Here is a 22,735-nt window from a genome sequence, read left to right on the forward strand (position 1 = left end):
GCACGGTGCGCGAAATTCATCGCCGCCTGAAGCCGGGGGCGCCATTCGTCGCCGCGCATTGCAGCTTTCCGCAGGACGAAACCCGCGCCCGGTGGCTGTCGCGCTATACGGCTTTTGCAATCGCCTCCGGCGCCGATCCCGTTCAGGCGGAAGGCGCCCGCGCGGCGGTCGATGCACATCTGAACATGCTGAGCCCCGCGCAGGACGAAGCGGTGCTGCGCGAGGCCGGCTTTGGCAACGTCAGCCAGTTCTATGCCGCGTTCACCTGGCGCGGCTGGGTGGGCTACGCCTGATGCGCGACAGCTAAATTAGCGCCGGACCGTGTCTGAAACGGGCCGTTGAGAAATTAAACCGAACGGTTGACAATTCTTTTCGTGCGCCTATACTTAACTACATGGTTGAGCAAATCGCCCATCTCGATGCCGTCTTTCATGCCCTCGCGGATCCGACGCGACGGGCGATGCTGGGCCAGCTCGCGAAACGCGAACTCACGGTCGGGGAACTGGCGACCCCGTTCAGCATGAGTCTTGCGGGCGCATCGAAACATGTGCGGGTGCTTGAGAACGCGGGGCTGGTGACGCGGACGATCCGCGGCCGCACCCATCTGTGCCGCCTCGAGGCGGCGCGGCTGGCGGAAGCCAATGCGTGGCTGCGGCGTTATCAGCATTTCTGGACCGCAAAGCTCGACACGCTGGAATCCCTGCTGCGCGCGGAAGACCTGGCAAAAGTAAAAAAGCTGAAGGAGTAGAAGGCGATGGATACCAGGACAAAACCCGACGCCTGGGGCGCGCTGATCGAACCCACGACGTTGAGGATCCAGCGGCTGCTGCCCGGTCCGATCGATCGCATCTGGGCGTATCTCACCGACAGCGAGCTGCGCCGCAAATGGCTCGCGGCGGGTGCGATGGAGATGAAGGCCGGCGCTCCGTTCGAACTGGTGTGGCGCAACGGCGAACTCAACGACCCGCCCGGCGCGCGACCGGAAGGCTTCCCCGAAGAGCACCGCATGCAGAGCCGGATCACCGAACTCGATCCGCCTCACAAGCTGTCCATCGCCTGGAACAACAGCGGCGACGTTACCTTCGAACTGGAGCCTAGAGGCGACAGCGTGTTGCTGACGGTGACCCACCGCCGTCTGCCCGACCGCTCGACCATGCTCAAGGTCGGTGCCGGCTGGCACATGCATCTCGACACCCTGGTCGCCCGCGCCACGGGCGACGAGCCGGCGCCATTCTGGGAAGGCTGGAGCCGCCTGCACCGGGAATACGACCGGCGGCTGCCGGGCTGACAGCCGGCGCGCGCACACAAAAAGCATCGCAACTAACATCGCAACACAGGAGGTTTGCCATGAAGACTCATGTCGTTTCGGCGCAGGCGTGGGAAGCCGCGCGCCAGCAATTGCTGGTGAAGGAGAAGGCCATCACCCGCGCCCGCGACGCGCTGGCCGCCGAGCGCCGGCGGATGCCGTGGCTGGCCGTGGAGAAGGCGTACGCCTTCGACGGGCCCGGCGGCAAAGCGAGCCTGCGCGATCTGTTCGAAGGCCGCCGTCAGCTGATCGTCTACCGCGCCTTTTTTGAGCCCGGCGTGCATGGCTGGCCCGATCAGGCCTGCCGCGGCTGCTCCATGGTGGCCGACCAGGTCGCCCACGTCGCTCATCTGAACGCCCGCGATACCACGCTCGCCTTCGTCTCCCGCGCCCCGCAGGCCGACATCGCGCGCCTCACGGCGCGCATGGGATGGCAGATGCCCTGGTACACCATCACCGACGCCTTCGACACCGACTTCGGCGTCGGCGAGTGGCACGGCACCAACGCGTTCATCCGCGACGGCGACAGGATTTTCCGCACCTACTTCATCAACAACCGCGGCGACGAGGCGATGGGGGGCACCTGGAGCTACCTCGACATCACGGCGCTCGGGCGCCAGGAGGAGTGGGAAGATTCTCCGGAGGGATATCCGCAAACGCCAACCTACAAGTGGTGGAACTGGCACGACAGCTACGTCCCCGCCGCCGCGCCCGACCCCAAATGGGTGGAGGTGTCGGACGCCGGAGAGGCCGCCATGCGCGGACGCGCTGGCTAGAACATATGCCAGATGGTTCGAGACGCACGCCGGCCAGCGTAACGGCGCTGGCCGTCGCGCTCCTCACCATGATGGACGGACAGCTTGCGGTTCGAGGAGAGACGGACATGAGCGAAGCTCCTACCGGCAGCAGCGGTTCCGGCGCGGTCAACGGCAATGCACCATCGATTGGCGCAGCCGATTTTCTGCATCTCGCTGCCGCGCCGACCTTTGCGGTCATGGCGCTGCTGACGGGACTCCCGGGCGGCGGATCGCCGGAAGCACTGTGTTCGAGTGCATCGCCGCTGAGCGGCATGGTCCCGATGTACCTGCTGATGAGCGCCTTCCATACGGCGCCATGGCTGAAGCTTATCCCGGGCCGGCGAGGCGGGGGATCTCGATGACACTCGGCCCCGGTATCGCATCATCGACGGCAGCAGGGTGACGGTGATCGAGGAGGCGCTAGCATGCAGCGAGCGGAACCGCGACGCGGCCCGGATCACTTGTCCTTCCCCGGCTGCTTCCCGCGGCTTGATGCCAGACGCGCCGCGATACCTTTCTCCAGTTCCACGACCATCAGAAAAGCCAGGCCCACTGCTACGATGACCGTTCCGTCGTTGAGCGATATCGAACGGCTACCGAAGATCGCCTGCATCGGGGGCAGGTAGGTGAAGGCGAGCTGCGCCGCCACCACGATGGCGACGCCGATCAGGACCGCAGGGGTGCCGAGTACACCCTGCCAGGTGAGGGAAGTGCCGTGGACGTAGCGGACACTGAAGAGATAGAAAATCTCCATGACGACGATCATGTTCACGGCCATCGTCCGGGCCGCCTCCAGCGGCAGGCCGCGGGCGGTCGCCCAGGCGTAGACCCCGAAGGTGCCCGCCACCATCAGAGCCGAGACGAAGAGAATTCGCCACAGCAGCCTGCCCGACAGGATATTTTGACCGGCAGGGCGCGCCGGGCGGTGCATGGCGCCGGGTTCGGTGGGTTCAAAGGCGAGAGTGAGGCCGAGCGCCACCGCCGTGATCATGTTGATCCAGAGAATCTGGACGGCTGTCACGGGCAGGGTCAGGCCGAACAGGATGGCGAGAATGATGGTGAATGCCTCACCGCCATTGGTGGGCAAGGTCCAGGTGATGACCTTGGTCAGGTTGTCGTAAACGGTGCGTCCCTCGCGAACGGCGGCGACGATGGAAGCAAAGTTATCGTCTGCCAGCACCATCTCGCTGGCTTCCTTGGCTGCCTCCGTTCCCTTGCCGCCCATGGCGACTCCGACATCGGCGCGTTTCAGTGCCGGCGCGTCGTTCACCCCGTCGCCCGTCATGGCGATAATGGAGCCGTCCGCCTGGAGGGATTCGACGAGCCGAAGCTTGTGCTCCGGGCTGGTACGGGCGAAGACCACCGCCTCCTGGGCGTGTCGATGGAAGCTGGCATCCTCCATTGCATCCAGATCCTGGCCGGTGATCGCCTTCGGATCATCGGCGAGGCCGAGCTGGAGCGCGATGGCGCGCGCCGTCGCGGCGTGGTCGCCGGTGATCATCTTGACCCTGATGCCGGCCATCTTGCATTCGGCAACCGCCGCGATCGCTTCGGGACGCGGCGGGTCGATCAGACCGACCAGGCCAAGGAGTGTGAGCCCGTGCTCTACATCTGCCGGTGAGATATTGCCGGCGCCATGTTCCATCGTGCGACGGGCGAGGGCCAGCACGCGCTGGCCGCCCGCCGCAAGCAAATCGACCTGCCGGTGCCAGGCGCCGGAATCCAGCGGCTGCTCGCCGTCGAGGGTTGCCGCATGGCTGCACATCTCCAGGATACGCTCCGGCGCGCCCTTGACATAGACGGCAGGTGGCCGGGTGTCGCGTGCATGAAGCGTGGCCATATAGCGGTGGCGCGAGTCGAAAGGGATTTCGTCGAGGCGAACAAAGCCCGTCCGTGCCGCACGGGCATCATGCCCGGCCTTGATCGCCAGCGAAACCAGCGCGCCTTCCATCGGATCGCCGTCGACGATCCAGGTCTCGCCGGATTGCCGCAACTGCGCGTCGTTGCAGAGCAGAGCCGCGAGCGACAGTTCCTCGAGCACGGGATCGGCGGCGGGATCGAGGATATTGCCGGCCTCGGTGCGAAAGATGCCCTCGGGCCTGTAGCCAGCTCCCTCGACCGCGATGGTCCGGTCTGCCGTCACGATGGCACTGACCGTCATCTCGTTTCGGGTGAGGGTGCCGGTCTTGTCGGAGCAGATCACCGATACCGAGCCCAGCGTCTCGACGGCGGGCAACCTGCGTATGATGGCGTTCCGGCGGGCCATGCGCTGGACGCCGACGGCGAGCGCGATGGTCATGACGGCCGGCAGGCCTTCCGGGATGGCCGCAACCGCGAGACCGACCACCACCATAAAGGCATCGTCCAGCCCGTAGGATTGCACGAGGACGGCGTAGGCGAACACCAGGACCGAAACGCCGAGCACGGCGAAGGTGATCTGGCGGGCGAACTGGTCCATCTGCCGCACGAGCGGCGTGGCCAGGCGCTCCACCGCACCGATCAGGGCGCTGATCCGTCCAAGTTCGGTCGCCGCCCCCGTCGCCACCACGGCACCTGTTCCCTGGCCGGCGGTGACGAAGGTCCCGGAGAACGTCATCGACAGGCGGTCCCCGAGCGGCGCCCCCGGATCGACCGCCATGGTCGTCTTGTCGACCGGAACCGACTCGCCGGTCAGGATCGCCTCGTCCACCCGCAGGTTGCGCGCCTTGATGAGGCGCAGGTCGGCGCAAACCCGATCGCCGGCCTCGAGCATCACGAGATCGCCCGGCACCACTTCGTCGGCGCCGATCGTCACGCGGCGGCCGCCCCGGATGACGGAAGCGTGCGGCTCGATCATGCTGCTGATCGCCTCCAGCGCCTTTTCGGCACGCCCTTCCTGGACGAAACCGATGATTGCGTTGGCGACGACGACGGCCATGATTACGATGGCGTCGGTGCCATGGCCGATCGCCGCCGCGAGTGCGCCGGCTGCCATGAGCACGTAGATGAGCAGGTTGTGAAACTGCAGGAGAAAGCGGACCAGTGCACTGCGGCGCGGACCGTGCGGCAAGGAGTTTCGCCCATGAATGGTCAGACGCCGCGCAGCCTCGTCATCCGAGAGACCCTCGACGCTCGTTTGGAGCGCCGCGAGAGCCCCGGATGGCTCCATGGCGTGCCATGTCGCCTCCAGGTCGATGCGCGTATTTTCCGTATTTGACATCGCTGATACTCGTCAGGGGGCGTTGCGGGCGACAGCGCGTGAAATCTGATCCGGCTGCGCCGCTGGCCGCCGAAACGGGCAACACGGCGCTGCTGTCAGAAAGCGGTTCGGGACCGGCTCGGGTAATTTTCGGACAGTTCGAGGACCGAAGCTGAAATAGCCTAAGGCGTAATTGCCACCTTGAGCACTCCATCGCGCTGATTGGCGAACAGTTCGTAGGCCTCCTCGATCTGGTCGAGCTTGAAGCGGTGGGTGACGAGCGGGCGCGTATCGAGCCGGGTCGCCGCGATCACTTCCATCAGGCGGCGCATGCGTTCCTTGCCGCCGGGGCAGAGTGTGGTGACGATGGTGTGGTCTCCAAGCCCGGCCAGAAATGCCCCGAGCGGGATGGTGAGATCGCCGGAATAAACGCCAAGCGACGACAATGTTCCGCCGGGGCGCAACACACGCAGGGCAGCCTCGAAGGTCGCCTGGCGCCCGAGCGCTTCGATCGCGACGTCGACACCGCGGCCGTCCGTGAGCCGCATGATTTCTTCCACGGGATCCACCTTGGTGAAATCGACGACGTGATCCGCGCCCATCTTGCGCGCGATCTCCATCCGCGCCGGGACCGCATCCACGGCTATGATCGTGGTGGCGCCCATCAGCCGCGCGCCCGCCGTGGCGCAGAGTCCGATCGGACCCTGGGCGAAGATGGCGACGACGTCGCCGATGCGTACCTTGCCGCTCTCTGCGCCAGAGAAGCCGGTCGACATGATGTCGGGGCACATCAGCACCTGTTCGTCGCTCAGACTGTCCGGAATGGGAGCAAGATTGGTCATCGCGTCCGGCACCAGCAGATATTCCGCCTGGGCGCCGTCGATGCTATTGCCAAAGCGCCAGCCGCCCATCGGCTTGAAGCCGTGCTTCGTCCCGGCGCCATCCTGCGAATAGCAGCCACAAAGGCAGGCGGCGCTATGACCGCTCGGCGTGATCGCGCCCGCGATGACGCGCTGGCCCTCCTGATAGCCGAAGACCGCGGAGCCCAGCTTTTCGATGATGCCGACGGGCTCGTGGCCGATGGTCAGACCGCGTGCGACGGGATATTCGCCCTTCAGGATGTGAACGTCGGTGCCGCAGATCGTGGTGGTGGTGATGCGGATCAGCGCGTCAAGAGGACCGATTTCGGGGATCGGTTTTTCATCGAGAACGATCCGGTTCGGCTCGACGAAAATCGCTGCCTTCATCTTTCGAGCCATGATTTATTCCTTTAGTCCGGGTTTCGTGTCCGACATTTCCGTTTGGAACCGGGGCCGCCATCAACATCCGCCGGTCGATCTGAGTTTATGTAATGCGAACCGGTGCTCCTTGATCGGGATCAACGTATGACATTGCTGCAACAGGGGGCGTTGAAGTGATACGCGCGGTCGCGTAGGTATTCCCGGGGGCCGAAACGCTCGCCGGCCCCGGTTCGGCCCCGCAACGACAGAACAGGAAATCCCGATGGCACGTGTGCGCTGTATCACCGAAATGGGCATGGGCGTCGACGTTCATGGCAAGGACGCCACCAAGGCCGCCAGGCGCGCGGTCTCCGACGCCATCCGCCATTCCAGCCTTGGCTTCTTCCGGATGGTGGGCAAGACATCCGCCGACATGTTCGTCGACGTCACCATCGGCGTGCCGGACCCCGATACGGTCGACACATCAGCGGTCGCCAAGGAACTTCCCTACGGAACGGTGACCGTCACCGCGGTCAAGGGCGGGCTCGAAATTCCCGCCGAGAGCGGCGGCGATTCCATCATCATCGCCAATGCGGCGGTGATCGTCAGCCTCGATGACGGCAAGGGCGGCTAGGATTCCATCGGGATGAGCGGTTGACCGGGATGTCGCCATGTCCGTTGTCGAACTATCGAGCCTGCGTGTCACGGTGCTGCAGAAGCGAATATGCCCATGACCGTCAAGAACCGTCCGCGCTTCGACGTTGACGCGTTGCGCGAGCTTGCCGGCGGTAAAGTGTTCGAGCGCGGTCGGGCTTACCATCGCGACGGTCAGGTTCAGATCCTCCTCATCGAGCCGGAACGCGTGCTGGCGCAAGTCGCCGGCACCGAAGATTACCGCACCGAATTGAGAGGGAGGGGCGGCACCATCGACGGTGCATGTTCCTGCCGCGCGTTCGAGGATCACGGTTTCTGCAAGCATATGGTCGCGACCGGGCTGACGGCGAACGACGTCGGTGCCGACGAAGCGGACGGTGGCGGCGCGCTGGTTCGCATCCGCGATCACCTGAAGCAACGGGGCCTCGAGGAACTCGTCGATATGATCGTTGGCCTGGCCGAGCAGGATCCGGCCCTGTTCCGCAGGCTCGATGCCGCTGCGACGGCCCGGCATGAGGATGACGAGACCCTCGGCAAGCGACTGCGCCAGGCGATCGATATTGCCACGCGCACACGGGATTATATGGACTATCGCGAGGTTCCGGCCTGGGCGGCCAACGTCGAGGCCACCCTCGACACCATTGGCGCTCTTGTCTCGGGCGTTCGCGCCGGCCTGGCGTGCGAGCTTGCAGATCACGCGCTCGACCGGATCGGGGACGCTTTCGATGAAATCGACGATTCGGACGGTCATGGCATGTCGCTGCTGGAGTGCGCGCGCGACATCCATCTCGCGGCGGTTCTTAAGATCAGGCCTAAGCCGATTGAACTCGCTCGCCAGTTGTTTGCCCGGGAAATGGCGGATGGCTATGGAGTTTTCGATGGCGCGGTGAGGCGCTACGCGGATGTGCTCGGCGAGGCCGGGCTTGCCGAATACCGCCGCCTCGCGACTGCCGCGTGGGAGAAGGAGGCCCCGTCCGCGGGTCGCAAGGGACGGCAAGTCGAGGATGTCGAGGTTGACTTCGATCGCGACCAGGTGATGCGCATTCTAGATTTCTTCGCCGAGCGCGACGGCGATCTCGATACGCGCATCGCACTACGTGCGAGGCATCTATCGTCCCAACAGGACTATCACGGGCTTGCCAAATTCTGCCTCCAGCACGGTCGTGAGGAAGAGGCACTTCGGCGTGCCGAGGAAGGCCTGTGGATTTTCGAGGATGGGCGTCCAGACGCAGGGCTCGTGAACTTCACGGCGGAACTGCTGTCGAAAGCGGGCCGCAAGGGCGACGCGGAGGCGCATCTGTGGCGGCTTTTCAGGAAGCAGCCCTCGTATGAGCTGTACACACGGCTTAGCGAGATCGGTGGCGAGGCCGCCCGGGACCAGGCGTTGACGCTGCTGGAGAGCAAGCAGGCAAGCGGCGCGCGGAGTTTCTGGGATAGCCCGACCAACCTGCTGATCCGCATCTGGATACATGAGAAGAAGTTTGATGCGGCCTGGGCGGCGGTGCGCAAACACGGGGCGTCCGCAGGCTTGACGGATGAACTCGCCAGCCAATGCGAAGGCAGCCATCCGGCCGAAGTGCTCGCGGTTTATACAATGCGAGTCGATCACCTCGTCAAGTCCGGCGGCAGTTCGAATTACGAGCAGGCGGCGAAGCTGGTCGTGCGGATGGCGAAGCTTCGCGCAAGGGGTGAGCATGTTGCCTACGTTCTCGCGCTCAAGAAGCAATTCGAACGTCGACGAAACTTTATCAAGATGCTGGAATGAGCGGCGCGCGAACTGGCGTCTCCTCAGTCTGCGTCCGCGATTCTGATCACGATCTTGCCGAAATGTTTCTGCGCCTTCATGGCGGCGACCGCCTCATGCGCGCGATCGAGATCGAACACCTGGTCGATCACCGGCCGGTAGCTGTTGAGTTCGATCGCCCGGCACATCGCATCCAGATTCGCGATGCTGCCGACCGTGATGCCCCGGACGGTGAGGTTCTTGCCCATCACCATCGCCAGCGGGAAGCTGGCCGCCTGATAGCCGGTGAGGATGCCGATCACCGAGATATGGCCGCCAAGCCTGCCGGCCTTGACGGCCTGGGCCAGCGTTTCGCCGCCGCCGACTTCGACGATCAGGTGAGCGCCTTCGCCGGCGGTGGCGGAGAGCACGGCGGTGGACCAGTCCGGCGTGGTGCGATAGTTGATCAGCACATCGGCGCCGAGTGTTTTCGCGCGGGCCAGTTTCTCGTCCGACGAGGACGTGAGGATGACCCGCGCGCCCAGCATTTTGACGAAGGCCAGCGCGGCCAGCGAGACGCCGCCGGTGCCCTGCAGCACGACCGTTTGCCCCGGCTGCACCTGCGCCTCTACCACCACGCTGCGCCACGCGGTCAGGGCGGCACAGCCGAGCGTCGCGATCTCCTCATGGCTCAATCCGGCGGGCGCGCGAACCACCGAGGCCGCCGGAAGACAGAGATGGGTCTGCAGCGCGCCATCGACCTGGTCGCCCAGCACGGGTGACATCGTCTCGCGCGCTACCGTTCCGCTTTTCCAGTTCAGAAAGAAGTTCGGAATGACGGCGTCGCCGACCGCGAACCGTTTGATTCCCTCGCCGACCGCCAGCACCGTCGCCGATGCGTCGGAGCAGGGGACGCGCGGTACAGGCAATCCGCGGATGCCGCCGTCGATGCCAACGAGGTCGTGATAATTGAGGCTGGTGGCATGGATCTTGAGCAGCAGTTCGCCAGCGCGCGGCTGCGGGATCGGGCGCTCGATCGTCGGCCCCAACACCCCGTCGCGTTCGATCAGTCGTGCCTTGCCTGTCATGCCCTGCAGTCCCTTATTGCATTTTCTGTGAAGCGGGTCGCCGAACACCTTGGCATGATGAAGGTCGGCGCGGTCAAGGATCTCCGGTTTCGGCGGCACATTGGTGCGATCGGGCGCTCACAAAGAAGTGACGCGGCATGCAGGGCGAGCGTGTCGCCCATCAAGTCTGCCGTTCGTCCTGTGCGCAGCGAACTGGAAACGGAGACATGAAATGAACGATTCGCGCTATCGCTGGGTCATTGTCGCGGCCGGCGGCCTGTTGGGCTGCGTCGCGATTGGCGGGATGTTTGCGCTGCCGGTCCTGCTGCAGCCGATGGTGCGGGACACCGGCTGGTCGGTTACCGGCATATCCAGCGCCATGACGATCGGGTTCCTGGCAATGGCCTTTGCCAGCATGATCTGGGGTACACTGTCCGACCGCGTGGGGCCACGACCGGTGGTGCTGACGGGCTCGATTGTCATCGCGGCAAGCCTGGCGCTGGCGAGCCGCTCCACTTCCTTGATCGAATTTCAGGTTCTGTTCGGGTTGCTGGTCGGCGTTGCGACAGCCGCGATCTTCGCGCCGATGATGGCCTGCGTCACCGGCTGGTTCGATCACCATCGCAGCCTCGCCGTGTCTCTGGTGTCGGCCGGCATGGGCATGGCGCCTCTGACGATGTCACCGCTGGTGGCCTGGCTCGTCTCGCTTTACGACTGGCGCACCTCCATGCAAATCGTGGCCGTCGTCGTTGCCGCCATCATGATACCGACATCGCTGCTGGTGCGCAGCGCGCCGGCGCTCGCAGTCGGAAATACCCCGGCACCGGAAGCCGGACAGTCGCCGCCTGAGATGTCGCTCGCGCAGGCATTGCGCTCGCCGCAGTTCGTGATCCTGCTCGCGACGAATTTCTTCTGCTGCGCCACGCATTCGGGACCGATCATTCACACCGTGAGCTATGCCATCAGTTGCGGCATCCCGCTGATCGCGGCAGTGTCGATCTACAGTGTCGAAGGGCTCGCCGGCTTGTTCGGCCGCATCGGCTTTGGCCTGCTCGGCGATCGATTTGGCGCCAAGCGCGTTCTGGTGCTGGGGCTACTGGTGCAGGCGTTCGGGGCGCTGGCCTATGTCTTCGTGCGCGACCTGGCCGCGTTCTATGCCGTGGCCGCACTGTTCGGCTTCATCTATGCCGGGGTCATGCCGCTCTATGCTGTGCTGGCGCGGGAAAATTTTCCATTGAGAATGATGGGGACGGTGATCGGCGGAACCGCGATGGCCGGCAGCCTCGGCATGGCGACGGGACCGATCGCCGGGGGCCTGATCTACGACAGCTTTTCGAGCTATGCGTGGCTCTATATCGGCGCTTTTGGCATGGGTATCGGCGCGTTCCTGATGGCCATGAGCTTCAGACCGTTTGCCAAGCCGCGCGCAGCGCCCGTGCCGGCATGATCCCTAATGGTCGCCGCCGAAATACTCCGGTTTGCCCGTCGTCCAGGTCTCGCCCCACAACTGCCCGCCGCCATCCACCGTGAGCGTCTCGCCGGTAACGAATTTGCCCGAGGGCGCGGTGAGGTAGACGCAGGCTTCGGCTATGTCCCATGGCGAACCCGCGCGCATCATCGGGTTGGAGCGGGGGTAAGCCGCCCGCGCTTCCGGCGTGTAGACGTTCCAGCCCTCGGTCTCGATCACGCCGGGCGCTACGCAATTGACGCGGATGTCGAGCGGCGCCCATTCGACCGCGACGGCGCGCGACAATCCGATGACACCGGCGCGGGCCGCGACCGAATGCGCGATGCCGTAGAGGCCATGCGTGGTTACGACGACGATATTGACGATGCTGCCGGGATGCCTGTGGTCGCGCCAGCGTTTGGCCGCGGCCTGCATCATGTACCAGGTGCCGTTCAGGTTGGTGTTGATGACCGTGTTCCATCCCTTCACCGAAAAATCGATCGCGGCCTGCGGGAACTGTCCACCTGCGCTGTTGACGAGACTATCGATGCGGCCGTGCGCGGTCCAGACCTTGTCGAACAGCGCGTCCACCGCATCCGGCTCCCTTATGTCCGCGACCTCGGCGGAAGCCCGCAGGCCCCGGCTCACCAGTTCGGCGGCGAGGGCGTCGAGTCTGGCCTGGTTGCGCCCGACCACGACGACATGCGCGCCGAGCCGCGCCAACAGCCAGGCGATCGCGCGGCCGATGCCGCCGGCGCCGCCCGAGACGATCATGACCTGCCCCCTGAGCGCATCGGCCGCGTAAACCGTCGGATGCACTGCGAGTGCCGCGTCGGTCATGCCGGGTCCGGTGTTCGCTTGATCATCCATGTGCTGTGCCGGCCCTTGTCACGTCAGGCAGTCCCCGTACAGTAGCCGCGCGACATAATTGAAGCAAAGAACGAGTCGTCATGCCCCGACTATCCGCATTTCCGATCACCGCGCGCTGGCCGGCGAAACATCCCGATCGGCTGCAGCTCTATTCGCTGCCGACGCCGAACGGCGTCAAGGTGTCGATCATGCTGGAAGAGATCGGGCTGGCTTACGAAGTGCATCTGGTCGACTTCAACAAGGACGACCAGAAAACGCCGGAGTTCCTGTCGCTGAACCCGAACGGCAAGATTCCCGCCATCCTCGATCCGGACGGACCCGGCGGTCAACCGCTCGGCCTGTTCGAATCCGGCGCCATCCTGCAATATCTCGCGGAGAAGACCGGCAGGCTGCTCCCGGCAGATTCCGCGCGCCGCTGGCAAACCATCCAGTGGGTGCACTTCCAGATGGGCGGGATCGGGCCGATGTTCGGCCAGCTCGGCTTTTTCCACAAATTCGCCGGCAGGGAGTTCGCCGACAAGCGGCCGCTGCAGCGCTATGTCGCGGAGTCCAAGCGCCTGCTGGGCGTGTTGGACACGCGTCTTGCCGGGCGGCAATGGATCATGGAGGACGAATACACCATCGCCGACGTCGCTTCGCTCGGCTGGGTGCGCAACCTGATCGGATTTTACGGCGCGCGCGAACTGGTCGGCTTCGATGATTTCGGCAACGTCGCGGCCTGGCTCGATCGCGGCCTGGCCCGACCCGCGGTGCAGCGCGGGCTGGAGATTCCGAAACGACCGTGAGGGCCAAGCCTCAGCGGTTCAGCAATTCATAGGCCACCGGATTGTCCGCGCAGGCGCCAAAGCCGCATTCCAGCAGTGTCGACACCACATTGAGCGCGGTCAGGGCGATCACCAGCCAGACCGCCGACGTCGCGAATGCGCCGGGCGCGGGTGGCCCGGCCGCTGAGTCCTGTTCGAATTGTCGGTCGAACAGCAGGATCGCCGCGAGCAGGACGATCGCCGTGGCAAAGCCGATCAGGGCCCAGGTATAATAGTGGTACCCGAACAGGGCCGTGCCGTAGCCGGCATCGCCGGGCATGATGTGCAGCAGCACCTGGCGGGTGGAAAAAGCCGCCCCCGCGGCGGCGGCCAGCAGCGACAAGGCGTAGTGGCTGGGGCGCGGCCCGAAGCGGACGTTGAGGATCGGGCCGATTGCGAGCACCGCGAACTGGAGGCGCTGCAGCAGGCACAGCGGGCAGGGCAGTTCGTGCAGCAACAGCTGCGCGGCAAAGGCCGCTGCCAGAACCAGCGCCACCGCATACAGGCTGAGGGCATTGAGGGTGATGGCGGATGCGCGGGTCATGCGGGCGCCCTCAGAACGACAGTTTCAGGGTGTCGGTCGCATGGTGCAGGTAGGTCGCGACCGAGGCCAACAGCACCACGGCGAACAAGGCCAATGCGAGCGAACGCCGGCCGCGCCAGGCCACCAGCATCACGATCGTGACGGCGATAAAAAGTGCGGTGAATTCCATGGTGGCCCCGGATGCAAGCTTGATGTTGATACACTATTATCGCCGCTCGAACCGCTCATTCCGGAAAGAATCGATATGCCTGTCACCATCTACGGCATCAAGAACTGCGATACCATGAAGAAGGCCCGCGCCTGGCTCGACAGCCACGGCGTCGCCTACGATTTTCACGACTACAAGACGGCTGATATCACGCGGGACAAACTGAAGGGCTGGAGCGACGAACTCGGCTGGGAAACGCTGCTCAACCGGGCCGGCACCACGTTTCGCAAATTGCCCGATAGCGACAAGGAAGGCCTCAACGAACGCAAGGCTCTGGCCCTGATGCTGGCGCAGCCCTCGATGATCAAGCGGCCGGTGCTCGATCTCGGCGGCAAATTGCTGGTCGGCTTCAAGCCGGAAATCTACGCCCGGGAAGTCAAGCAGCCTCGGGCGCGCAAGGCCTAGCCAACCTCGATGACATCGTCCGACGCGTGGTGGAGCGCCGCGATCGGGACGAAATCGTGGTCGATCACGGCCCTGACCACACTCACCGGCGTCGCCAGCGATTTGATGCCCATCAGATTGTTGACCTTGAATCCACCCTCGATGCTGATCGCCTTGAACGAGCCGACGATCTGCTCGACCTTGTCGGCGGTGCCGAACGGCAGCAGCAAGCGTTCATAGGAAACGTCCTTGCCGTCGGCGTCCTGCACCATCGAGATCGAATAGGTCGGCCGCCGGTGCGCCAGGCAGGCGCGATAGGAGGGAATCACGCGCGCATATCGCTGCGGTCCGATCGCATCGTCGAGATAGCGGTTGGTGCGTCTGGCGGGATCGACGTGCTCGCTGCCATAGGTCGCGGTCAGCCGCGAGCCTTCCTGGGTGATCAGAAACCTGGCGTCGGCGCCTTCGCCTTCGACCTCATATCCCATCATGTCCACCAGCTCATCCGCGATGCGCTCGGGGCTATAGTCCGCCAGCAGCGGCAGGGCGCGGCCCTTGTCCAGCGCGCGCAGCCATGCGTTGAGCAGATCGCGCTGTTTCACGGATCTGACCACCGAGGGATTGGCGCTGGTGAATTCCATATCGATGCTCACCCGAATTCGATCACGTCACCGGCCGGAATGCGGCCCGGCGCGCGATGGAACAGATCGCGGTCGATGACGGTGCGAAGCGTCGTCGTCGGTAGCGTGTCGTTTCCGCGCATCAGATTCCTGATTTCAAATCCGCCGTCAGCGCAGATGGTCTTCAGCGACGCGATCACGTGGGTGACATTGCCGGCGACCGCGAACGGCAACAGCAACCGCTCATAGGCGACGATTCGTCCATAGCTGTCGTCGATGCTGGAGATGGTATAGACCGGCAGGCGGCGGGCGATGCACTCGTAATAGACCGGCATCACGACGGGGACCAGTCTCGGGCCCAGATATTCGTCGAGCAGCCTTCCCTTGCCGGTATGGCCATAGGCACTGGCCATCCGCGTGCCGTCGCTCTGGATCGTGAGGCGCGGCGGCCGGATGGCGGCATCCACGGTATAATAGACGAGATCCGGAAACTCTTCTTCGATTCGCTCCGGCTTGTATTCCTCAATGCGCGGCAGCAGGCGCTCGCGGGCAAAAAGCCGGAGCCATGTGTTGAGCAGGTCCCGCTGCTTGATCGATTTGACCACCGAAGGGTTGGCGCTATCAAAATCCACGGCTGAAATCCCCAGATACCAAATGCCGGATCATCCGCCCCAAGCGACAAAAATTCTATGAAAGCGCGGGCTCGCGTCCGAATACCGTTAATGCTTGCTTTCGCAGCCGGGGCGGAAGGCGTGAACACGGCCGCCACCCCCGCCGATCGAGGTTCCCGGGCGGTCGATCCACGACGAGCCGGGAGCCTTTCGCCGGGCCCGGTGGAATGATCAGCTTTGCGGCTTGCGTAAACTGTGCTGTTGACGGCATATTCCGGCCGGAGGCGGCGCGTCCGGGACAGGATTTCCAGGGCGTCTGGAGGATCTGCCGGTGGCAAGAATTGGTCGTGCGCGAAGCTGGCTTCGCGGCAATGACTGTTGGGGGAATTTGATTGGCCGATGAGTTCATTCTAGAAACCCACGGATTGAGCAAGGAATTCGCGGGGTTCTTTGCTGTTCGCGATGTCGATCTCAAGGTTCGCCGCGGCAGCATTCATGCGTTGATCGGTCCGAACGGAGCCGGCAAGACGACGTGCTTCAATCTGCTGACCAAGTTTCTGCAGCCTTCAGCGGGCCAGATTCTCTATAAGGGGCAGGACATCACGGCTATGGCGCCGGCCGACGTCGCGCGCCTCGGCCTGGTGCGCTCGTTCCAGATTTCAGCGGTGTTTCCGCACCTCACAGCGCTCGAAAATGTCAGGGTCGCGCTGCAGCGCCAGCACGGGCACTCCTTCGATTTCTGGCGTTCCAAGACGGTGCTCGACCGCTTCAACGGCCGGGCTCATGAACTGCTCGACGATGTCGGTCTCAGCGAGTTCGCCAACACGCCCGCGGTCGAAATGCCCTACGGGCGCAAGCGCGCACTGGAGATTGCAACGACACTGGCGCTCGATCCGGAGATGATGCTGCTCGACGAACCGATGGCCGGCATGGGCCACGAAGACATCGACAAGATCACCGCATTGATCAAGCGCCTTTCGAAGAAATACACCATCCTGATGGTCGAACACAATCTCAGCGTCGTGGCCAACCTGTCCGACATCATCACGGTGCTGACGCGCGGCCAGGTGCTGGCGGAAGGCAATTACGCCGACCTCACCAAGGACGAGCGTGTCAAGGAAGCGTATCTGGGGGCGGGGCATGACTGATTTCAACATGGCCGATGCCGCCGGGACGAAGTCCGGCGCAGCTTCGCCGGTTCTGACGGTGGAGAATCTCGAAGCCTGGTACGGCGAGTCCCACATCCTGCACGGCATCAATTTCAACGTGAACGCCGGTGAGGTGGTCACGCTGCTCGGGCGCAACGGCGCCGGCAAGACCACCACGCTGAAATCGGTGATGGGGATCATCGGCAAGCGTACCGGCACGATCCGGTTCGGCGATGTGGATATCACGAAAACCTCGTCGGACAAGATCGCACGTATGGGTGTCGCCTTCTGCCCCGAGGAGCGCGGGATTTTTGCCAGCCTCGATGTGCGCGAAAACCTGCTGCTGCCGCCGGTGGTGCGCCCGGGCGGGTTGTCGCTGGACCAGATCTTCGAGCTGTTTCCGAATCTGAAGGAACGGCTCAACAGCCAGGGCACCAAGCTGTCGGGCGGCGAGCAGCAGATGCTGGCGATCGCCCGGATCCTGCGCACCGGCGCCCGGTTCCTGATGCTGGACGAACCGACCGAGGGGCTAGCCCCGGTCATCATCCAGCAGATCGGCCACACCATCGCGCGCCTCAAGAAGGAGGGTTTTACGATCCTTCTGGTCGAACAGAACTTCCGGTTCGCGGCGACCGTCGCGGACCGTTACTACATCGTCGAGCACGGCAAGGTGATCGACGGTTTCAAGAACTCCGATCTGCAAGCCAATATGGACAAGCTTCACACCTATCTCGGCGTCTGAACGACGTCTTCAAGCACGAGCCACGGAGATATTCATGACAAACAGGATCTCGGCACTATTGCTTGGCACCGCGCTGGTTTTTGGCGCATGCAGCGCCGTTCTGGCGCAGGATAAAACCATCAAGATCGGCGTATTGACCGACAATTCTGGACTCTATTCCGACCTCGGCGGCGCGGGCTCCACGCTGGCGGCCCAGATGGCGGTAGAGGATTCCGGACTTGCCGCCAAGGGCTGGAAGATCGACATCGTCTCCGCCGACCATCAGAACAAGCCCGACATTGCCGTCAACACCGCGCGGCAGTGGATCGACGTCGACAAGGTCGACATCTTCATGGACGTGCTGAATTCCGGCGTTGCCCTGGCCGTCAATAATCTGGTCAAGGAAAAGAACGCCATCATGATCAATACCGGCGCGGCATCGTCGGACCTCACCAACGCCCAATGCTCGCCGAACACGATCCACTGGGTCTACGACACCTACATGCTCGCCAACAGCACCGGTCAGGCGCTGGTTAAAGCCGGCGGCGACAGCTGGTACTTTCTGACCGCGGACTATGCTTTCGGCCACGCGCTGGAGCGCGACACCAGCGCGGTCGTGCTGAAGTCCGGCGGCAAGGTGATCGGCACCGTCAGGCATCCGCTGAACACCGCGGATTTCTCCTCGTTCCTGCTGCAAGCGCAGGCGTCGAAGGCCAAGATCGTCGGCATGGCGAACGCCGGCGGCGACACCACCAACACGATCAAGCAGGCGTCCGAGTTCGGCATTGTCGCGGGCGGGCAGAAGCTCGCCGGCCTGCTGCTGTTCATCACCGACGTTCACTCGCTCGGCTTGAAGGTGGCGCAGGGCCTGAGTTTCACGGAGACGTTCTACTGGGACCTGAACGACGGAACCCGCGCGTTCTCGAAGCGCTTCTCCGAACGCACCAAGAGCAAGGCGATGCCGTCCATGGTGCAGGCCGGCGTCTATTCGGGCCTGATCCACTACTTCAAGGCGCTCGAAGCGATGGGCGGCAATTCGCATGACGGCATCAAGATTGTCGAGAAAATGAAGTCGATGCCGACCGACGATCCGTTGTTCGGCAAGGGCTCGATCCGCGCCGACGGCCGCAAGCTCCATCCGGCCTATCTGTTCGAGGTCAAGAAGCCCTCGGAATCCAAGGGGCCGTGGGACTATTACAAGCTGATCGGGACCACTCCCGGCGAGCAGGCCTTCCGGCCACTTTCGGAAAGCGTCTGTGCGCTGGTGAAGAAGTAACCATGGCTCCCCGCCGGCGCCCCGGCGCCGGCGGTTTCCGCCCGTTCTTGTCAAAAGACTGAGTTTCGAAAGATCGATCGATGCAGGCTCTCTACGCGCAGCTTCTGGTGGGACTGATCAACGGCTCGTTCTACGCGCTGTTGAGTCTCGGACTTGCCGTGATCTTCGGAATGCTCAACATCATCAATTTCGCGCACGGCGCGGTCTACATGATGGGCGCCTTCTGCGCCTATTTCCTGCTCAACGTGATGGGTATCGGATACTGGCCGGCGCTGATCATCGCGCCGATCGCGGTCGGCATTTTCGGCATGATCCTGGAACGGACCATGCTGCAATGGCTGTCCGGACTCGATCATCTCTACGGGTTGTTGCTGACGTTCGGTTTGGCGCTCATCATCCAGGGCGTGTTCCAGAATTATTTCGGCTCCTCGGGATTGCCCTATGCGATTCCCAGCGAACTGCAGGGCGGCCTGAATCTGGGATTCATGTTCCTGCCGATCTATCGCGGCTGGGTCGTGGTGTTCTCGCTCATCGTGTGCATCGCCACCTGGTATCTGATCGAAAAGACAAGGCTCGGCGCCAACCTGCGTGCCGCTACTGAAAACCCGACGCTGGTGCGCGCCTTCGGCATCAACGTGCCCCGGATGATCACGCTGACCTACGGGCTCGGCGTCGGCCTCGCGGCGCTCGCCGGGGTGCTGTCGGCGCCGATCAACCAGGTCCGGCCCCTGATGGGTGCCGATCTCATCATCGTGGTGTTCGCGGTGGTGGTGATCGGCGGCATGGGTTCGATCATGGGATCGATCATCACCGGCTTCGCGCTCGGTGTGATCGAGGGACTGACGAAATATTTCTATCCTGAAGCCTCCAATACCGTGGTCTTTGTGCTGATGGTGCTGGTGCTGCTGGTGAAGCCGACGGGACTGACGGGACGGGCGACGACATGAGTGTACTGACTGACGATACCTTGCCGGCAAGCCCGCGCCGTATCCGCGACGAGATGGTGGTGTTTGTCCTGATGGCGGCGCTGCTGGCGGCGGTGCCGCTGACCGGGATCTATCCATTCTTCGTCATGCAGGCGCTGTGCTTTGCTCTGCTGGCCTGTGCCTTCAACCTGCTGATCGGCTATGGCGGGCTGCTGTCGTTCGGGCATGCGATGTTTCTGGGCAGTGCCGGCTACTTCACCGCGCATGCCCTGAAGGAATGGGGTCTCGCGCCCGAGCTTGGAATCCTGATCGGCACCGCCGGCGCCGCCGGCATCGGCGTCGTCACCGGCGTCGTCGCCATTCGCCGGCAGGGCATCTATTTCTCGATGATCACGCTGGCGCTGTCGCAGCTGTTGTATTTCATCTATCTGCAGACGCCGTTCACCCATGGCGAAGACGGCATCCAGGGCATTCCGCAGGGTCGCTTGTTCGGGATTCTCGATCTCTCCAATTCGACGGTGCTCTACTACGTCATTCTCGCCGGTTTCCTCGGCGGCTTTCTCGTGGTCTTCCGCGCCGTCAATTCGCCGTTCGGCGAGGTGCTGAAGGCGATCCGCGAAAACGAGCAGCGCGCGATATCGCTGGGTTACAAGACCGATCACTACAAGCTGCTGGCCTTCATCCTGTCGGGAACCCTGGCTGGGTTCGCCGGCTCGCTGAAGGTGTTCGTGGCCCAGAATGCTTCGCTCACCGACGTGCACTGGACGATGTCGGGCGAGATCGTGCTGATCACGCTGGTCGGCGGCCTCGGCACCATGTTCGGGCCGGTGGTCGGCGCCTTCGTCATTATTGCCATGCAGCAATATCTCGCCGGTTTCGGACAATGGGTCACGGTGATCCAGGGTGTGATCTTCGTGGTCTGCGTGCTGACGTTCCGCCGCGGCATCGTCGGTGAAATCGCGCATTATTTCCGGCGATCGCTCTGAGCGGTCGCTTTCCGGGCTGACGCCTCGACAAAGCGGTGGATGACCCCGCCGTATCCGGGCCCCGCCGGGCGCTTTCACGCAAAATGGTTTATGACAGTTTTGTGACGGGGCGCCTCGGCCCGGCCATTTCTGGGACAATGGACATCACCCATGCTGATGCGCTGGTTTCGCGCCTTTCTTCCCCGCGAAGAACGGTTTTTCGAGCTTTTTGCCAAGCATTCCGTGGTCTGCGTGCAGGGCGCGCTGGCGTTGCAGGGCGTATTGCGCGGCGGCGAGGAAACCCCGGTGTTCTGCCAGCGGGTCAACCAGCTCGAACACGAGGCCGACAATGTCACCCGCGAGGTACTCACCGCGGTGCGCCGGACCTTCATCACGCCGTTCGACCGCGGTGACATCAAGAACCTGATCACCTCGATGGACGATGCCATCGACCAGATGCAGCAGACGGCCAAGGCGGTAATCTTGTTCGAGGTCCGTACCTTCGAGCCGCCGATGCGCGAGATGGGAACGCTGCTGGTCGAGTGCGCCAATCTGGTCGGCCAGGCGCTGCCGCTGATGCAGTCGATCGGCCAGAACCTCGCGATGCTGACCGCTCTCACCGAGGAGATCGGCAAGCTGGAGGGCCGCATCGACGACCTGCACGATATCGGGCTGAAGGAGCTGTTCCTCAAGCACCGCGATGCCAACACGATGGATTTCATCGTCGGCTCCGAGATCTACAAGCATCTGGAGAAGGTTTCGGACCGCTTCGACGACGTTGCGAACGAGATCAACAGTATCGTGATCGAACAGGTATAGGGCAGGGCCGCGCAGTGGACGCCACGCTGGGTCTTCCGATTCTGATCGGGTTAATCGCCGTCGCGCTGCTGTTTGACTTCCTCAACGGGTTGCACGACGCCGCCAATTCGATCGCGACGATCGTATCGACCCGGGTACTGCGCCCGCAATACGCGGTGGCGTGGGCGGCGTTCTTCAACTTCATCGCCTTCCTGTTCTTCGGGCTGCACGTCGCCAACACCATCGGGACCGGCATCATCGAGCCCAGCGTGATCGACGCGCAGGTGATATTCGGCGCGCTGATCGGCGCCATCGCCTGGAACCTGATCACCTGGGGCCTGGGAATTCCGTCCTCCAGCTCGCACGCCCTGATCGGCGGGCTGGTTGGGGCCGGCATGGCCAAGGCCGGGCTGTCGGCCGCGGTGTGGACCGGGCTGACGAAGACGCTGCTCGCGATCGTGCTGTCGCCGCTGGTCGGCTTCCTGCTGGCGCTGGTGCTGGTCGCGATCGTGTCCTGGGCCGCGGTGCGCTCGACGCCGTTCGCGGTGGATCGGGCCTTCCGTATCCTGCAATTCGCCTCCGCCTCGCTGTATTCGCTCGGACATGGCGGCAATGACGCGCAGAAGACCATGGGCATCATCGCGGTGCTGCTCTATTCGCAGGGGTATCTCGGCAGCGAATTCTCGGTGCCGTTCTGGGTGGTGATCTCGTGCCAGGCGGCGATGGCGCTGGGCACCCTGATGGGCGGCTGGCGGATCGTCCGCACCATGGGCTTGCGGATCACCAAGCTGACGCCGATGCAGGGGTTTTGCGCCGAGACCGGCGGGGCCGCGACATTGTTCATGGCGACCTGGCTCGGGGTACCGGTTTCCACCACGCACACCATCACCGGCGCCATCATCGGGGTCGGCGCGGCGCGGCGGGTTTCGGCGGTGCGCTGGAACGTGGCGAGTTCGATCGTCTATGCCTGGGTGATCACCATTCCGGCCTCGGCCATCATCGCGGCGCTGACCTATTGGGCGGTCAATCTGCTCCCCTTCGCCAGATAGGCGTCAGGTCGCCAGCTTCAGTCCGACGATCCCGGCGACGATCAGGCCGATGCAGGCGATCCGCGCCACGCTGGCGGAATCGCCGAACAGCACGATTCCCAGGATCGCGGTGCCGACGGCGCCGATTCCGGTCCATACCGCATAGGCGGTTCCCATCGGCAGGGTCTTCAGCGCCAGACCCAGCATCGCGATGCTGGCGGCCATGCAGACCAGCGTCAGCACGGAGGGAACGAGCCGGGAGAAGCCCTCGGTATATTTGAGGCCGACCGCCCAGCCGACTTCCAGTAAACCCGCGATGAACAGCAACAGCCACGCCATGGGACGGCCTTTCCGGTCGGCAGGGTCGTCCCTGCGCATGAAATGGTTGGATTGGAGGTCGTCCTCGCAGCCCCTATATGAGGCCGGGTGGGGCTGCGCGCA

General features: G+C 63.8%; 25 protein-coding genes and 1 pseudogene. 17 read left to right on the plus strand and 9 right to left on the minus strand.

Features of this window, described 5'->3' with window-relative positions; all coding sequences use genetic code 11:
• The 5 genes and pseudogenes from Q8R73_RS18795 to Q8R73_RS18815 form a co-directional block, all read left to right on the plus strand.
• Nucleotides 1-293, plus strand: a pseudogene (locus Q8R73_RS18795) (methyltransferase); the annotation flags it as partial.
• Nucleotides 294-394: 101 nt separating this feature from the next.
• The gene (locus tag Q8R73_RS18800) at nucleotides 395-748 is read left to right on the plus strand and encodes a helix-turn-helix transcriptional regulator (protein ID WP_305721052.1); all 354 of its coding nucleotides are present in this window, start codon (nucleotides 395-397) and stop codon (nucleotides 746-748) included.
• 6 nt (nucleotides 749-754) lie between these two features.
• Nucleotides 755-1,288, plus strand: coding sequence for an SRPBCC family protein (locus Q8R73_RS18805; RefSeq protein WP_305721053.1), 534 nt, complete (start codon nucleotides 755-757; stop codon nucleotides 1,286-1,288).
• Entirely contained in the window at nucleotides 1,285-2,082 is a 798-nt protein-coding gene (locus tag Q8R73_RS18810; protein ID WP_371126130.1) for a DUF899 domain-containing protein, read from the plus strand. Before Q8R73_RS18805 ends, Q8R73_RS18810 begins: the two co-directional genes overlap by 4 nt.
• Before the next feature lie 107 nt (nucleotides 2,083-2,189).
• The gene (locus Q8R73_RS18815; RefSeq protein WP_305721055.1) at nucleotides 2,190-2,465 is read left to right on the plus strand and encodes a hypothetical protein; all 276 of its coding nucleotides are present in this window, start codon (nucleotides 2,190-2,192) and stop codon (nucleotides 2,463-2,465) included.
• A gap of 95 nt (nucleotides 2,466-2,560) precedes the next feature.
• On the opposite strand, the gene Q8R73_RS18820 is transcribed toward Q8R73_RS18815, so the two are convergent.
• Together Q8R73_RS18820 and Q8R73_RS18825 are read right to left on the minus strand one after the other, a co-directional pair.
• Nucleotides 2,561-5,251 carry a cation-transporting P-type ATPase gene (locus Q8R73_RS18820; protein WP_305721056.1) on the minus strand — a complete coding sequence of 897 codons (2,691 nt, stop codon included), beginning with the start codon at nucleotides 5,249-5,251 and terminating at the stop codon, nucleotides 2,561-2,563.
• Between the two features lie 212 nt (nucleotides 5,252-5,463).
• Nucleotides 5,464-6,540 (minus strand): NAD(P)-dependent alcohol dehydrogenase, encoded by a 1,077-nt coding sequence (locus Q8R73_RS18825; protein ID WP_305721057.1) that lies wholly within the window; start codon nucleotides 6,538-6,540, stop codon nucleotides 5,464-5,466.
• Between the two features lie 244 nt (nucleotides 6,541-6,784).
• Between Q8R73_RS18825 and Q8R73_RS18830 the strand changes: the two genes are divergently transcribed.
• Together Q8R73_RS18830 and Q8R73_RS18835 are read left to right on the plus strand one after the other, a co-directional pair.
• The gene (locus Q8R73_RS18830) at nucleotides 6,785-7,135 is read left to right on the plus strand and encodes a Lin0512 family protein (protein WP_305721058.1); all 351 of its coding nucleotides are present in this window, start codon (nucleotides 6,785-6,787) and stop codon (nucleotides 7,133-7,135) included.
• A 96-nt stretch (nucleotides 7,136-7,231) separates the two neighbouring features.
• Nucleotides 7,232-8,920, plus strand: a complete 1,689-nt coding sequence (locus Q8R73_RS18835) for an SWIM zinc finger domain-containing protein (RefSeq protein WP_305721059.1) — start codon at nucleotides 7,232-7,234, stop codon at nucleotides 8,918-8,920.
• Between the two features lie 23 nt (nucleotides 8,921-8,943).
• Here the strand turns inward: Q8R73_RS18835 and Q8R73_RS18840 are convergent, their stop codons facing one another.
• The gene (locus Q8R73_RS18840; RefSeq protein ID WP_305721060.1) at nucleotides 8,944-9,966 is read right to left on the minus strand and encodes an NAD(P)-dependent alcohol dehydrogenase; all 1,023 of its coding nucleotides are present in this window, start codon (nucleotides 9,964-9,966) and stop codon (nucleotides 8,944-8,946) included.
• Nucleotides 9,967-10,177: 211 nt separating this feature from the next.
• Here Q8R73_RS18840 and Q8R73_RS18845 point away from each other — a divergent pair, with 211 nt between their 5' ends.
• Nucleotides 10,178-11,392 carry an MFS transporter gene (locus Q8R73_RS18845; protein ID WP_305721061.1) on the plus strand — a complete coding sequence of 405 codons (1,215 nt, stop codon included), beginning with the start codon at nucleotides 10,178-10,180 and terminating at the stop codon, nucleotides 11,390-11,392.
• A gap of 3 nt (nucleotides 11,393-11,395) precedes the next feature.
• Here Q8R73_RS18845 and Q8R73_RS18850 read toward each other — a convergent pair whose 3' ends face one another.
• Entirely contained in the window at nucleotides 11,396-12,262 is an 867-nt protein-coding gene (locus Q8R73_RS18850) for an SDR family oxidoreductase (protein ID WP_305721062.1), read from the minus strand.
• 80 nt (nucleotides 12,263-12,342) lie between these two features.
• On the opposite strand from Q8R73_RS18850, the gene Q8R73_RS18855 reads away from it, so the two are divergent.
• Nucleotides 12,343-13,047, plus strand: a complete 705-nt coding sequence (locus Q8R73_RS18855; protein WP_305721063.1) for a glutathione S-transferase family protein — start codon at nucleotides 12,343-12,345, stop codon at nucleotides 13,045-13,047.
• Between the two features lie 10 nt (nucleotides 13,048-13,057).
• Here the strand turns inward: Q8R73_RS18855 and Q8R73_RS18860 are convergent, their stop codons facing one another.
• Nucleotides 13,058-13,609, minus strand: a complete 552-nt coding sequence (locus Q8R73_RS18860) for a disulfide bond formation protein B (protein ID WP_305721064.1) — start codon at nucleotides 13,607-13,609, stop codon at nucleotides 13,058-13,060.
• 10 nt (nucleotides 13,610-13,619) lie between these two features.
• Nucleotides 13,620-13,778: a DUF5993 family protein gene (locus tag Q8R73_RS18865; RefSeq protein WP_305721065.1), complete on the minus strand. Its 159-nt coding sequence runs from the start codon at nucleotides 13,776-13,778 to the stop codon at nucleotides 13,620-13,622.
• A gap of 75 nt (nucleotides 13,779-13,853) precedes the next feature.
• Between Q8R73_RS18865 and Q8R73_RS18870 the strand changes: the two genes are divergently transcribed.
• The gene (locus Q8R73_RS18870; protein WP_305721066.1) at nucleotides 13,854-14,222 is read left to right on the plus strand and encodes an ArsC family reductase; all 369 of its coding nucleotides are present in this window, start codon (nucleotides 13,854-13,856) and stop codon (nucleotides 14,220-14,222) included.
• On the opposite strand, the gene Q8R73_RS18875 is transcribed toward Q8R73_RS18870, so the two are convergent.
• Entirely contained in the window at nucleotides 14,219-14,854 is a 636-nt protein-coding gene (locus Q8R73_RS18875; protein WP_305721067.1) for a hypothetical protein, read from the minus strand. The two genes, Q8R73_RS18870 and Q8R73_RS18875, sit on opposite strands and share 4 nt — an antisense overlap.
• Nucleotides 14,851-15,453: a hypothetical protein gene (locus Q8R73_RS18880; RefSeq protein ID WP_305721068.1), complete on the minus strand. Its 603-nt coding sequence runs from the start codon at nucleotides 15,451-15,453 to the stop codon at nucleotides 14,851-14,853. Before Q8R73_RS18880 ends, Q8R73_RS18875 begins: the two co-directional genes overlap by 4 nt.
• A 371-nt stretch (nucleotides 15,454-15,824) precedes the next feature.
• Between Q8R73_RS18880 and Q8R73_RS18885 the strand changes: the two genes are divergently transcribed.
• From Q8R73_RS18885 to Q8R73_RS18915, 7 genes are all read left to right on the plus strand, one after another.
• Nucleotides 15,825-16,580, plus strand: coding sequence for an ABC transporter ATP-binding protein (locus Q8R73_RS18885; protein WP_305721069.1), 756 nt, complete (start codon nucleotides 15,825-15,827; stop codon nucleotides 16,578-16,580).
• 7 nt (nucleotides 16,581-16,587) lie between these two features.
• Nucleotides 16,588-17,322 carry an ABC transporter ATP-binding protein gene (locus Q8R73_RS18890; RefSeq protein ID WP_305721081.1) on the plus strand — a complete coding sequence of 245 codons (735 nt, stop codon included), beginning with the start codon at nucleotides 16,588-16,590 and terminating at the stop codon, nucleotides 17,320-17,322.
• A 34-nt stretch (nucleotides 17,323-17,356) separates the two neighbouring features.
• Nucleotides 17,357-18,577 (plus strand): ABC transporter substrate-binding protein, encoded by a 1,221-nt coding sequence (locus tag Q8R73_RS18895; protein WP_305721070.1) that lies wholly within the window; start codon nucleotides 17,357-17,359, stop codon nucleotides 18,575-18,577.
• 80 nt (nucleotides 18,578-18,657) lie between these two features.
• Complete coding sequence (locus Q8R73_RS18900) at nucleotides 18,658-19,524, plus strand: branched-chain amino acid ABC transporter permease (RefSeq protein WP_305721071.1); 867 nt, start codon at nucleotides 18,658-18,660, stop codon at nucleotides 19,522-19,524.
• Complete coding sequence (locus Q8R73_RS18905) at nucleotides 19,521-20,489, plus strand: branched-chain amino acid ABC transporter permease (RefSeq protein ID WP_305721072.1); 969 nt, start codon at nucleotides 19,521-19,523, stop codon at nucleotides 20,487-20,489. Before Q8R73_RS18900 ends, Q8R73_RS18905 begins: the two co-directional genes overlap by 4 nt.
• Nucleotides 20,490-20,642: 153 nt before the next feature.
• Nucleotides 20,643-21,287, plus strand: coding sequence for a DUF47 domain-containing protein (locus Q8R73_RS18910; protein WP_305721082.1), 645 nt, complete (start codon nucleotides 20,643-20,645; stop codon nucleotides 21,285-21,287).
• Between the two features lie 14 nt (nucleotides 21,288-21,301).
• Nucleotides 21,302-22,315 (plus strand): inorganic phosphate transporter, encoded by a 1,014-nt coding sequence (locus Q8R73_RS18915; RefSeq protein ID WP_305721073.1) that lies wholly within the window; start codon nucleotides 21,302-21,304, stop codon nucleotides 22,313-22,315.
• Nucleotides 22,316-22,318: 3 nt separating this feature from the next.
• Here the strand turns inward: Q8R73_RS18915 and sugE are convergent, their stop codons facing one another.
• Entirely contained in the window at nucleotides 22,319-22,633 is a 315-nt protein-coding gene (sugE, locus tag Q8R73_RS18920) for a quaternary ammonium compound efflux SMR transporter SugE (RefSeq protein ID WP_305721074.1), read from the minus strand.
• Nucleotides 22,634-22,735: the final 102 nt, after the last annotated feature.

Source organism: Bradyrhizobium sp., assembly GCF_030697065.1.
In the GTDB taxonomy this organism is placed as follows: domain Bacteria; phylum Pseudomonadota; class Alphaproteobacteria; order Rhizobiales; family Xanthobacteraceae; genus Bradyrhizobium.